The organism is Pannus brasiliensis CCIBt3594 (genome assembly GCF_036688125.1).
GTDB classification, from domain to species: domain Bacteria; phylum Cyanobacteriota; class Cyanobacteriia; order Cyanobacteriales; family Microcystaceae; genus Pannus; species Pannus brasiliensis.
The window spans coordinates 1-12,332 of sequence record NZ_JBAFSM010000016.1; the positions used below are offsets into that span (position 1 = coordinate 1).

Genomic DNA, 12,332 nt, shown 5'->3' on the forward strand with positions numbered 1-12,332 from the left:
ACCTATCTTTTTCGATCTTACACCCTTGTGTTCCTTATTGGGCAAGGCTTTCAGCTGCCTTGTCGCCCCTACAGCCGATCGCCTGTAATTCCAAGAATCCGCCACGATCGATCCGTCGGTGATCCGAATGCGGCTGGCGACGATATGGATATGCTCGTGTTCTCGATCGATGTGGCGATAGATAACGTGTTGATTGCGATCGAACTCCATCCCTTTGAGATAGGCGCGGGCGATTTCCACCCACGCTCGATCGGTTAACTTTTCCGTGGGGGATGCGGACAGACTGACATGATAGACCCGCTTGGTTAGCCGCTCTCTCAAATGCGAGGACACGCGAAATTCTTCGGCTAGGGTGTCGGGATCTTGTCCCGTCATATTCGAGCCGATTAATCTCGCTCCCGATTTGTTATGAACGTAATCGAGAACTTTGTGAAAATCCGTGCCTTGAATCTGTTTGGCGATCATGATGATCGATCACTCCTCCCGATCAGGAAGTGGCTCTAAACCGAGTAATTCTCTGCGGACACGAACGAGAAATTTTTCGAGATCGACCAAAGCGGCTCGATCGAGTTCTTCGTCCTGAAGCCGCTCGGAAATCTTTCCCAGTTCAAAGTAGAGTTTCCTGTTGACTTCCGGGACAATTTTTTTCCTTTCTCTCTTTAGATGGCCGAGAGCGGGAGCGAAGCGCTGGCTCCGCCAGTTCGACCTGATCATTTCACTCAAGCTTCGATGTTGTTCGGTCGCTATCTCGGTTAGCCGTTGTTTTTCCTCTCGTAGAAAACGGACGCTAACCACACTGTCTTTCACCTCTTTCGCGCTCAAAACTTTTCCTCCCCGATCGATTACAGGAGACACCGATCATTTTTATTGTGGCATAAAAAAGAGAAAATTGTATGACACTTACATGGCTCGCTCTCCGAATTTACGCCTCGTAAGGAAGCGGTTAAAAGTACCAAGTAAGTCGATAGAAAGTAACGCGAAGTTAAAAGGAAGCGTTTGGAAGATCGTGTTGTGTGAGAGAATTCTTCCGCGTGGCGTTTCGATGACGAAAAAAGACTTACAGATGTCTTGTAACTGACGGGAAAACGCTTACCGTCATAGTGCTTCTAAAGTGCTTCGATTCGCTTTCGGGGAGAGCGATCGAATTCGGTAAGGTCACGTACTTTTCCCTACCCTTAGTTTTCCCGTTAAGTCTCTTTTACCAGCTTCCAGCCTTCACAAAGGTCGTGTAATTTCAACCAACCCCGCCAGAGAACTTGAATGCCGAGCGGGGTTCGATGACGATGTTCGAGATAGCCCCCCGTGGCCACCACTTCAACCGCTTGAGAAATCGTTAAAGTTTCGGGCGGTCGGGTTCGCGCTCTGGCTTTCAAAACGGCCAGTTGAACGGGGTCGAAAATTTCCGTGCCCGGGGCGGACGGTCGGGTACGGTGGAGATAAGTAATCGTTAACAGTTCGACAGCGATGACACTTAAAAAGTCCAATAAAGTTTTCATTCTCTCGGCCGAGTGGCGATAACGCTCGCTCTCGCATCCCGACTTGAGAATTTTAGGAGATTCCTCGACGTGCCAGCGATAGGTATACCAACGAAGAATCGTCGTCGCCGCTTGAACATCCTCTACCTTTTCAGTAGTCAGAAGCATCCCATATAAAGGGGTCTCTCCGTCCGGGGGCGAGATTTCCACCGTGTAAACCGCGTAAACCTTTAAAGGGTCTCGGTTATCGAATCGATAGGGGGTTCGTAATTTAATCGGACGGAAACGTACTGCCAGTGTCGCATGAACGTGCTTTTCTTCCCGCCGCGGCGGGAACCTCGATTTCCCGCGTGAAAGCGGGAGCGAAGCACCCTCTAAGCCAGTTCGGCTCGGATTCCATTTTCTGCCAAAGACGTTCGCCCGTCAGGTCTAGACTTCGGTTATAAGTAGCCCGCACCAGGACTCCCGTGTGCTTCAATTCCCGTACCCGGTCGAAGACCTCGGCAATATCTCCCTTGCGGTCAAAAACATGAATCACTCTCGTGTTCCCTTCTACTTGTTTATCCACTCTATCGAGAGCCTTGACCCATTTATAAAATTCCTTTTCCGAAAAGGATCTAGATCTTGCTTCTTTCTTCGCTTTTGCCCGTCTCCGCTTTTTCTCCTCTGGAGTTTCCCCGACTGGCGGACTGGCTTTGGTTGGACGAGTCCAAAGTTTCTGCCATAACAAACCGAGGGGTTGCCCTTCCGATGGTTCGATGGCCAGGGCACTGTGCAGTATCAATCCGTTGCCACCCGCTCTGGTCGGTCCGTAACCTTCTTTTTTGACTTTGATCCCGCGATAACTCTCTTGTGTCACTTTCGGAGGCGTTTTCAGGTCTCAAAGGCCAGAGTCCTTGAATGGCAAGGGTTTCAATTGGTTTAGCCAGTAGAAAATAGGAAGATTGAATTGATACTCGGAAATAAAGAGCGAATCCCCTTCAGGCAAGGGTTTCAGACCTTAAAAAATTAATTCTCCTCCCAGATTGACACAAGAGAGATAATCTAGAAAGGTAGTGTCCCCTACCGATACAATCACCTCATATTCCTCGACGGCGGCGGTTGAAAGGCTGACAGTGCGGCTCGATTATTTTGCCGAAATCCGTTTTCCCATTGGCAAAAATTCATAGGCTCTCTTTAATTCGTTAGCTCTCGCGAAGATTTCCGAGAGTGCTGTCCCGAATCCCGGACTTAACGCCTTGCCGGTAGAGAAAGCTCGGTCGTTAAGTCGTTCGTCTCCTAGTCGGTAGCCCGTGAAATTCTTTTCCCACCAATTCAGCATTTTTTTCTCGTCCCTAAGTTTTCTCTAGTCTACCCCAATAACGAACTCAAGAATATCTTGCCTCCCCGGGCTATATTCGGGACTTAACGGGAAAACTAAGGACAAGTATCACGTTCCGTTCTTGGGGGGGGGCGGAGAGGCGATTCTCCAATCTTAACCGACAGAGGGGCGAGAGATAAGACCCTCCCTCGACTCTACCAAGACTCGGGCTATTCTGTTAATCGACAACTATTCGCAATAAAATTGAATTCTAATTGTATTGCATTTTATTTTTAATCTATATATAATACATAATACACAAATCCAGTATGTCTATCAATTTAATGTATTTTGATGAGGAGACGATTTATCGTGACCGACAAACCCGAGCCTCGTAAGCATCAGACCCTATTACCCGTTCTTTCCCTATCTACCGCCGCTCTCGTCATAGCGGGTGTCGGCTTCGCGTTCCGCCCCGTGTCCGCGTCGGGGAACCTATCGCCGATCGATGCCGGCAAACAAGAGACCAAACAAAAATCCGTCGAGATTACCCTCGTCTCCTACGCCGTTACCCAGTCCGCTTACTCGAAAATCATCCCCCTGTTCGTGAACAAGTGGAAACGCGAGAAAAACCAAGATGTGGTGATCAAGCAAAGTTACGGTGGCTCCGGCTCGCAAACCCGCGCCGTGATCGATGGTCTGGAGGCGGACGTGGTCAATCTAGCGATCGGTTCGGATGTGGAACGTCTACAGAAAGCCGGTTTAGTCGGCGCGGGATGGCAGAAAGAACTGCCCAATAACGGCATCGTCACCCGTTCCGTCGTCGCCCTCGTCACCCGCAAGGGCAACCCGAAAGGAATCCGCAACTGGCCGGATCTCGCCAAACCGGGGATTAAAGTGATCACCGCCAACCCGAAAACTTCCGGGGTCGCCCGTTGGAATTTCCTCGCCCTCTGGGGGTCGGTGACTCGCAACGGCGGGAACGAGCAACAGGCGACGAATTTCGTCCGGAACGTGTATAAGAATGTCCCCGTATTACCCAAGGACGCGCGCGAGGCTACCGACGTATTCTTTAAACAGGATCAGGGGGATGTTCTGCTCAACTACGAGAACGAGGTGATTCTAGCGAGACAGAAAGGCGAGACCGATTTTTCCTATACCATTCCCGCGGTGAATGTTTCGATCGATCCGCCGGTGGCCGTGGTCGATAAGATCGTCGATAAACGCAAAACGAGAGAGGTCGCCACGGCCTTCGCGCGGTTCCTGTTCACTCCCGAAGCGCAGAGAGAGTTCGCCAAGGTCGGTTTCCGTCCCGTGAACGGTACGGTCGCCAATGAATTCGGCAAACAATACCCGAAAGTCGCGAAACTGTTTCCAGCATCGGCGATCGGTAGTTGGAGCGAGATCCAGAAAAAATTCTTCGCGGACGGGGCGATTTTCGACCAGATCCAGCGTTAAATCCCATCGTCTCGCCGATCGACTGTAGATGGTATCCCGCCATCTACAGGAAAATTCAGCGCTCGATACCGGTCGGAATCGATATTTCGATATTTCAAGAACAATTTTCGGGAATATTGAATCATCTTGAAAAGTATAGTCGTAACTCGGCGGCTCCCTGGCGAAACATGCGAGAAAACGACATTTTTCCTTTCCCCGATCGATGACAACCGAACGATAGATCGACATGGATATACTGAACAAAATCAAAAACGGTTCCCTCGTAGTAGTCGGTTATATGCTTTCGCCGTTGTGCTGGTGGAACGATCTGATCTTCAATCTACCGATCGCCTACGGTTTCGGCCGTTTAATCGCTTGGTTCCACGCGGATTTCTTTTTACCCGCGGCCATGATCGGTTACTGGCTCTCGAACGTGGTGGGAATTCTACTCATGCAATTCGGGGCGAAGGAACTGATTCATAATAGCGATCGAGAACGGGATTGGCGGAAAGAATTGAGAAACGGATTACTTTCCTCGACCGTCTACACGTTCGTAATTCTAGCCTTAATTCAATTCAAAATTCTCGAATTGCCGACCCTGCCCCCGATCGCCGTTCTCTCTCCCTAATCATGCCGACGTGGAAATTACTTCTGTCGATCGTTCTGGGAATCTCCCTTCCCGTCTTAAGTTTCGTAGATATCGCGGTCGCTATCCGGCATAACCCGACCGGACTTTCTTGGGAAAAAGCGTTACTTCTGGCGATCCATCAAACCCGCGCCCCGGAACTGGATTATTTAGCGGAAAAACTCACGGGGCTGGGAACCGAGTGGGGGGTCGCCCCCGTAACGGCGATTTTACTCCTCGTTTTCGCCCTGAAAAAATATCGGTACGGGTTCGCCTATTTACTTTTGATGGTCGTGGGCGGTTGGGCGATTAGTTATAACCTGAAAATCGCCTTCCATCGAGTTCGCCCGCAATTGTGGGAGTTATTTTATCCCTTACCCCTAGATTTCGCTTTTCCGAGCGGTCACGCGTTATTTAGCTCCCTGCTCGTGATTTCTCTGGCGATCCTGTCCTGGCGAACTCGCTGGTTCGTCGCGGTTTTACTCGTCGGGATTCCTTTCGTTCTGGCGATCGCCTGGACGCGCCTCTATCTAGGGGTACATTTCCCGACCGATATTCTCGGTTCTTGGATGCTGGCGATCGCCTGGTCGTCGATCATCTATCTCGTCTTTCGCGGGTTATTCGGGACACCGAGGGCGAATTTTCCCGCGGTTCCTCCCGATTGACAACGGTGAATTCGCCGAAAAAAAGCCCCGGCGCTCATCCCGGGGTAAATTTAGGAGATTGTTCGATCGTGTGATGACGCGGGTTAGCTCAGGGCGTTAATCACGTAGTCAATGTAGGAATTCGCCTCCACGGCCGCGTCCCCGGACAAACCGTGATTCGCTTTGACGTATTTCAAGGCTTCGATATACCAACTCGGCGATAACTCGAAAGCGCTGTTGATCTCGTCCAAACCGGCGACGAGATAATCGTCGATCGGGCCGGTTCCTCCCACCACGAGCGCGTAGGTGATAATCCGGATATAGTAACCGATATCGCGAACGCACTTGGTTTTTCCCCGCTCATCGTAAGCGTAGTTCGGCCCTTGCAGTTGGGTGGTGTAGGGAAATTTCTGATAGACCGCGTTCGCCGCCCCGGAGGCTAGATCCGGTGCTTTTTTCGAGAGCGTTTTTACCGCCTCCAGGGTGATCGCCGCCTGACGGAAACGCCCGAACGCCACTTGTAGTTCGGAACTGCTGAGAAAGCGACCTTGAGAGTCCGCCGTGGCTACCGCTTCGGTTAAGGGTGTTTTGCTCATGGATGAAATTTCTCCTACAATAAAATTGTTCGGTTCGTGAAATTTAAAAGGAAGAGACTCCCGAGGGAAAGAATTCTCGATCGATTCCAGAATGAAAGCGCGAGATCACGGCCGATAAATCGTCGATAAATTTTGTTTCCCAAAATTATTTCCCGATTTTTTCCCGGCTTCTGACTCCCGGCTCCTGTCTTAAGAAACCGCGGCCGCCGCCCGATCGAAGTAGGAAGCGACTTCGGCGAGAATCGAACTGCAATCCCCCCGCGTGATCCCGTTGGGATCGCCCGCGATGGCGATCGAGGCTTCTTTGAGTTTGTTAATGCCCCGCGCGACGGAAGCCCCCGGAACCCCGAGCGCGACGTAGGTTTCCCGCAGACCGTTCAAAGCCCGATCGTCCAGTACGCTCGGATCGCCGGTAAAAGTGGCGTAAGTAACGTAGCGCAGGATAATTTCCAGATCCCGCAGGCAGGCGGCGGCGCGTCGGTTGGTGTAGGCGTTGCCACCGGGGGCGACCAATTGTGGCTGTTCCGCGAACAGACGGCGGGCCGCGTCGGTAACGATCGCCGAAGCGTTACTAGAAAGACGGTTAACGACATCTACCCGTTTGTTACCATCTTTTACGAAGGCGATGAGGGCATCGACTTGATTATCACTGAGATACTCTCCCCGTGTATCGGCCTGGGCTACCACCTTCGCGAAAGCGTCTAACACCATAATTTCAATCTCCTTAGCGATCGAATGTGATTTCAGAATGTTTGTAGGTATAGAAAAGCTCGCCTCGGTTCGATCGGGTAGGATAAATCCCCGAGAAAAATATTTTTTCTCACCTCGATCGTGAATCCATCGGGAATAAAGCTTCCTCGAAAGAGCGGGCAAAAGCTCGTGTATTTAGGAAAACAAGGCGCGATCTCGATAAATACTCGGTATGTCTATCGGAATTTGCCTTATTTATTACCATGAATAATTTTATAGCCTATTTTCCTATCGATATTTGTTAAATATTATTGCTAGGCAGATTCATAAACTATTTCTTTTTGGATCTTTTTTTCAGGAAACTCTCTCGATCGTGATCGGTTATACCTGTAATCGGTATACCGCTTTCTTTTTTATTCAGAATTCGGTTACGTTTTGAAAACTTCGTATATAGTTATACGGGGAAATCCAGAGAAAATTCGACACGATCGAGAACGAAAAATTCACTCGATCGTGTATCGCTATACAGAAAATCGGTATAACGTTTTTCGACCGATTAAAAAGCGATTTACAGTCTTTCTAATCAAGAGGAAGTACACGGCCTCTCGCCTCCCGCCGACCACCCGAAACCCCGTACCTCATCTAAGTGAGAAAGGCTGGACATCGGGTAAAAATCGTGTACCGCTATACCGGGAATGTCCGCGGGTGGTGGCGAACCGCGCGGGTCGATCGTCCCGTTCCCGCGAAAAAATCGGCGGCACTTTTCCCCGCCGACTCCCGATCGACCGTACCGGCCGTAGCCGATCGCGATGTGAATCAAATGTAAATATATTGAATATCAATCAAAATGCAAATACAATAAAATCAAAACACATACAGGCCGCAAGTAGACCTATGCCGATCGTCAGAGACATCACGCAATTGGTGGGACGGACTCCCCTCGTCCAACTCAACAAGATCCCGCGCTCCGAGGGAGTGGTCGCCCGGATCGTGGTCAAACTAGAGAGCATGAATCCCGCCTCCTCGGTGAAAGACCGCATCGGGGTGAGCATGGTCGAGGAAGCGGAGAAAGCCGGACTGATCCATCCCGAGAAAACCATCCTCGTCGAACCCACCTCCGGCAACACGGGAATCGCCCTCGCGATGGTCGCGGCCGCCAAGGGGTATCAATTAATCCTCACTATGCCCGAAACGATGAGTTTAGAACGGCGGGCGATGCTGAAAGCTTACGGGGCGCGGTTGGAATTAACGCCGGGAAATCAGGGAATGAAAGGAGCGATCGCCCGCGCCGAGGAGATCGTTAACGAGATTCCGAACGCGTACTCCCTACAACAATTCCGCAACGCCGCCAACCCGAAAGTCCACCGGGAAACCACCGCCGAGGAGATCTGGACCGATACCGACGGCCGCGTGGATATCGTCGTCGGCGGCGTGGGAACCGGGGGAACGATCACCGGCATCGCCGAAGTGTTGAAAGCCCGTCTACCGCGCTTTCAGGTCGTGGCCGTCGAACCGTCGAATAGTCCCGTCCTCTCCGGGGGGCAAGCGGGGCCGCACAAAATTCAAGGGATCGGCGCGGGTTTCATCCCGGCGATTTTCCGTCCCGAACTGATCGACGAGGTGCTCGTCGTCGATGACACCGAGGCTTTCGCCTACGCGCGACGGTTAGCCAGAGAGGAAGGATTACTCTCGGGAATTTCCGCGGGCGCGGCATTGTGGGCGGCGATTCAGGTGGGGAAACGACCGGAAAACGAGGGGAAATTGATCGTCATGATCCAACCCAGTTTCGGCGAGCGTTACCTCAGTACCCCGCTTTTTAAAGATCTCAACGATCTCGAATACACGGAACTCGGAAGTTAATGGAATTTGAAACGCGAGCCATTCACGAGGGACAGGAACCCGATCGACTCACCGGATCGATCACGGTTCCCATCTATCTCACGTCTACCTATCAACAGGACGGGATCGGCCGGGATCGGGGCTATGAATACTCCCGTACCGGCAACCCCACCCGCGACGCTCTAGAGGCCGCCCTCGCCTCGATCGAATCCGGCAAATACGGGTTAGCCTTCGCCTCCGGACTCGCGGCCACGACGACGGTATTAAGTCTCCTCAAAAACGGCGACCACCTGATCGCGGGCGACGACCTGTACGGGGGAACCTATCGCCTGTTGGAAAAGGTGGTTAGTAATTGGGGTGTAACGACCACTTACGCGGATATCGAGGATCTCGATACGTTCGAGAAGGCGATCCGACCGAACACGAAATTAATCTGGATCGAAACGCCCACCAATCCCCTGTTAAAACTCGTCGATATCCGATCGCTCGCGACGCTCGGTAAAAAACATAACCTGATCTTGGTCGTCGATAATACTTTCGCCTCGCCTTTCTTTCAAAGACCCTTAGAATTAGGGGCGGATATCGTCGTTCACAGTACCACCAAATATTTAGGGGGTCATAGCGATATTGTCGGCGGGGCGATCGTTACCTCCGATGAATCCCTCCACGCCGATTTAAAATTTTACCAAAACGCTATCGGCGCGGTTCCCAGCCTCTTCGATAGTTGGTTAGTTTTGCGGGGAATGAAAACCCTGGCGATCCGAATGCGCGAACACGAAAAAAACGCCCTTTTTCTCGCCTATTTCCTCGCCAACCATCCGAAGATCGATCGAGTTTATTACCCCGGTTTACCGAGTCATCCCCAGTATTCCCTCGCCCGCGAACAGATGTCCGGCTTCGGGGGGATGATGAGTATCGCCTTAAAAGGAGGATTGGCGGAAGTGGAATCGTTCACCTCCCGACTACAAATCTTTTTCCTCGCGGAAAGTTTGGGCGGCGTGGAATCTCTCGTCTGCTACCCGACGTTGATGACTCACGCCGCTTTACCGGAGCGCGAACGACTAGAACGGGGAATCACGCCGAATTTACTCCGATTATCCGTGGGTATCGAGAATAAAAACGACCTGAAACGCGATCTAGAAACCGCCCTAGCCGGATAATAGACCTCTCGCTGGATTCAAAAATTGTTGTGTGGTTAGAGAGTCAGTCGTAGGGGCGGGTTTGGAATCGCGAGATATATCCGAACCCGGAAAAAATTACCGATCAAGGAATCGAGAAAAGAACTTCTTCCGAAAATCCCGATAACTCTCTCGCGAATTTAGACGAGTAAAGCGCGCGATCGATCAACCGATTTTTCGGGGTAGATCGAAAATAAAAATCCAAAAAATTTAAAACGATAAAGTTTGTTACAAAAACGAGCGAGGATATTCCCGCAGAATATAAATTTAGCACCGAGCATTCTTGACAAAAATACTTTATTTTTATAGACTTATAGTATTTTGTTGTAATTTCCCATTTTTCTAGCCAAAAAAGGAGTTATTATGAGTTTCTCGTTTAAAAACCTGACGAATCTTCCGAAACGAGTTTTTTCCCTAGCACTGTCTGTTCTCGCTCTCACGGTAATTCTCTCTTTTCCGGGACGGGCGATCGCCCTGCCCGTGACCCCCGATCGCGCGGTCGTCGGCGATCGAACCCTACCGACTTCCCCGAAAGCGGAATCTTCCGCCGAGAAAACCGAGATCGCCCTGCCGAAATCCCTCGAAGACGCTCGACTTTTCTACGAGAAAACCGTACAGAAAACCAACTCGGCGATCGATAGCTTATCCGCACAACTCGCCAGCGCCTCGCCCGATAAAGATGCTATTGACGACAACGAAGATGATCTGGAAAACCTGGCCGAGGATCTGGACGATCTCGCGCAAAAAGTCGGAAAATTTAGCAAAAATCTTTTCCGTTCCGCTTCCACTACCGCGAATGAAACCTTACAAAAGAATCTACAGGATCTCCGCCAGAATTTAGGTAACTCGGCCGAAATTCTCGATATCCTCGCGGACGACACCGAGCGCGCCGAAAAAGGAACCTCCTCTTTTCTAAAAACCCGTATTGAGCAGGGAATCGACGCGGTAAAACAGAGTCTACAGGAAAGCGATCGAGCCTTGCAAGACCTGACCTCGACCGTAAAGGCCGAACTGCAAAAAGCCGCTTAATCTCGTTATTTACCGATAATTCTCCCTAAATCCGCCCACGAGCGATCTTTCTCGGAATCAATTTTTTTCTCCCATCTTTTCTCGCGAACGGGATCGTTTCGATATCGCCATTATCGGGGGCGGATTTAGTGGCTGTCTCGTCATCGCAAACCTGTTACACGATACTTTGACCCCCTCTCGATCGCCTTGATAGAGCGTCGGAAAACTCTCGGTACGGGAATCGCTCACGGTCTGCCCGCGGGGTTAAGCGCGAACGCGCGCGGGGGGAAAGTGTATTTCTTGATGGATTACCGGATTTAATCGATAGCGATCGAGCGCTTGACCTCTTACCTCGATCGCTAAATCTTCCAGATTACCTTCTCTCCCGTTTCCAAACGATCCCTATACTAGCCACCGCTAAGGTAGCCAACACCGTGCCGGGTTCGGGAACCGTCACATCCGCGGCGATAACCTTGAAATCCGGCCCGTTATCGCCGCTCGTCGCCCCTAAATTATTGCCCGCGCTAGTCAACCGCAGGTTTCGCGTGTAGATACCGTCGAGTCGTATGCCGATCGAGCCGATGTTGAAAGGCCCGTTATTCAAAACGGGAGGGACGATCGTGCTGATGTTATAGTCCGCTTTCGTGTAATTCGCCCGTAAAATCTTATAACTCGCCAAAACCGTCACGCCATCATCGGCCAGAGCTTCCACGAGCAGATCGCTATCTCCCGCCAGCGTTCCGCCCGGTGTTCCGCCCCGTTCCCAGAAAAAGAAGGTATTCACGGGACGGACGAAAGAAACCCCGATAATGGCGGAATCCCCATTCTCACGGGTAACGAGAATACTATTCAGGTTTAAATTGCCCAACGTGTCCGCGATATCCTGTCCCGTGGGGTTCGGTTTAGCGGGCCCCTCACCCACGAGGGGATCGATCGCCGTGTTCGGCCCTTGTCCCGCGTGAAGAATCCCGTAAGCCTCGCCATCGGCGGCATTGAAATAGGTATCGTTGCGGATCACGGTGGCCGAGTTGACCAGATCGAACTGACCGACCGTTAAACCGTTGAAAACTACCGAATCCAAGCGGACATCTCGGGTGGGATCGTTCAGGAGGTTCGGGTTGCCCGTCGTGTTCGGACTGGCCGTGACGTTCGTTTGAAAGGAAAAGGGAAGAAAGTTTGCCGCGCTCGCGGTCGCTCCAGTCACGAGTGCGAGTGCCACGCCGGTCGTGGTGGCGGCGATCACCCTCGGCGCTTCTTTAACGAGTGTTCCGACAACAAGATGACGCATCATGGATTCACCTCGGACAATAAAATACAAAAAACTTATCAACTTTATGTATTTATTGTCTTAGCACGGGCGATCGAGGAAGTCAATTTACAGGGATATCGCTTATACAAAAATCGGAAAGAGATAATCCGCGTTAGCGAGAGAAGCTTAAAATTTATCGGCGATCGATCTCGCTTTCCGCCACTTAATCCGATTTCCCTCTTGATTTCGCGGGAGTAGTTGTGCGATACTGCTACAACTACACTAAGTTTA

General features: G+C 51.2%; 15 protein-coding genes. 7 read left to right on the top strand and 8 right to left on the bottom strand.

Annotated features, from left to right (window positions below):
• From V0288_RS10060 to V0288_RS10080, 5 genes are all read right to left on the bottom strand, one after another.
• On the bottom strand, positions 1-465 hold a 465-nt coding region (locus V0288_RS10060), incomplete at its 3' end, for a relaxase/mobilization nuclease domain-containing protein (protein WP_332864956.1).
• Positions 466-474: 9 nt separating this feature from the next.
• Entirely contained in the window at positions 475-855 is a 381-nt protein-coding gene (locus tag V0288_RS10065; RefSeq protein WP_332864957.1) for a hypothetical protein, read from the bottom strand.
• Positions 856-1,187: 332 nt separating this feature from the next.
• Entirely contained in the window at positions 1,188-1,643 is a 456-nt protein-coding gene (locus tag V0288_RS10070) for a hypothetical protein (protein ID WP_332864958.1), read from the bottom strand.
• 103 nt (positions 1,644-1,746) lie between these two features.
• The gene (locus V0288_RS10075; RefSeq protein ID WP_332864959.1) at positions 1,747-2,043 is read right to left on the bottom strand and encodes a hypothetical protein; all 297 of its coding nucleotides are present in this window, start codon (positions 2,041-2,043) and stop codon (positions 1,747-1,749) included.
• A 558-nt stretch (positions 2,044-2,601) separates the two neighbouring features.
• Positions 2,602-2,796 (bottom strand): IS4/Tn5 family transposase DNA-binding protein, encoded by a 195-nt coding sequence (locus V0288_RS10080; RefSeq protein WP_332864960.1) that lies wholly within the window; start codon positions 2,794-2,796, stop codon positions 2,602-2,604.
• 351 nt (positions 2,797-3,147) lie between these two features.
• On the opposite strand from V0288_RS10080, the gene V0288_RS10085 reads away from it, so the two are divergent.
• The 3 genes from V0288_RS10085 (at position 3,148) to V0288_RS10095 (ending at position 5,502) form a co-directional block, all read left to right on the top strand.
• Positions 3,148-4,233 carry a sulfate ABC transporter substrate-binding protein gene (locus tag V0288_RS10085; protein WP_422661952.1) on the top strand — a complete coding sequence of 362 codons (1,086 nt, stop codon included), beginning with the start codon at positions 3,148-3,150 and terminating at the stop codon, positions 4,231-4,233.
• A 226-nt stretch (positions 4,234-4,459) separates the two neighbouring features.
• The gene (locus V0288_RS10090) at positions 4,460-4,840 is read left to right on the top strand and encodes a DUF7980 family protein (RefSeq protein WP_332864961.1); all 381 of its coding nucleotides are present in this window, start codon (positions 4,460-4,462) and stop codon (positions 4,838-4,840) included.
• A 2-nt stretch (positions 4,841-4,842) separates the two neighbouring features.
• On the top strand, positions 4,843-5,502 hold the full coding sequence (locus tag V0288_RS10095) for a phosphatase PAP2 family protein (protein WP_332864962.1): 660 nt from the start codon (positions 4,843-4,845) through the stop codon (positions 5,500-5,502).
• Between the two features lie 83 nt (positions 5,503-5,585).
• Here the strand turns inward: V0288_RS10095 and cpcA are convergent, their stop codons facing one another.
• Both cpcA and V0288_RS10105 read right to left on the bottom strand, forming a co-directional pair.
• A complete protein-coding gene (gene cpcA, locus V0288_RS10100; protein WP_332864963.1) occupies positions 5,586-6,077 on the bottom strand; it encodes a phycocyanin subunit alpha in 492 nt (163 codons plus the stop codon).
• A 189-nt stretch (positions 6,078-6,266) separates the two neighbouring features.
• A complete protein-coding gene (locus V0288_RS10105) occupies positions 6,267-6,785 on the bottom strand; it encodes a phycocyanin subunit beta (protein WP_422661955.1) in 519 nt (172 codons plus the stop codon).
• A gap of 658 nt (positions 6,786-7,443) precedes the next feature.
• Here V0288_RS10105 and V0288_RS10110 point away from each other — a divergent pair.
• From V0288_RS10110 to V0288_RS10125, 4 genes are all read left to right on the top strand, one after another.
• Positions 7,444-7,593: a hypothetical protein gene (locus tag V0288_RS10110; RefSeq protein WP_332864965.1), complete on the top strand. Its 150-nt coding sequence runs from the start codon at positions 7,444-7,446 to the stop codon at positions 7,591-7,593.
• Between the two features lie 68 nt (positions 7,594-7,661).
• On the top strand, positions 7,662-8,627 hold the full coding sequence (gene cysK / locus V0288_RS10115; RefSeq protein WP_332864966.1) for a cysteine synthase A: 966 nt from the start codon (positions 7,662-7,664) through the stop codon (positions 8,625-8,627).
• Entirely contained in the window at positions 8,627-9,766 is a 1,140-nt protein-coding gene (locus tag V0288_RS10120; RefSeq protein ID WP_332864967.1) for a cystathionine gamma-synthase, read from the top strand. The genes cysK and V0288_RS10120 overlap by 1 nt, the downstream gene beginning before the upstream one ends.
• A 381-nt stretch (positions 9,767-10,147) precedes the next feature.
• A complete protein-coding gene (locus tag V0288_RS10125; protein WP_332864968.1) occupies positions 10,148-10,813 on the top strand; it encodes a hypothetical protein in 666 nt (221 codons plus the stop codon).
• A 352-nt stretch (positions 10,814-11,165) separates the two neighbouring features.
• Here the strand turns inward: V0288_RS10125 and V0288_RS10130 are convergent, their stop codons facing one another.
• Positions 11,166-12,083, bottom strand: a complete 918-nt coding sequence (locus V0288_RS10130) for an exosortase-dependent surface protein XDP2 (protein WP_332864969.1) — start codon at positions 12,081-12,083, stop codon at positions 11,166-11,168.
• Between the last annotated feature and the right edge of the window lie 249 nt (positions 12,084-12,332).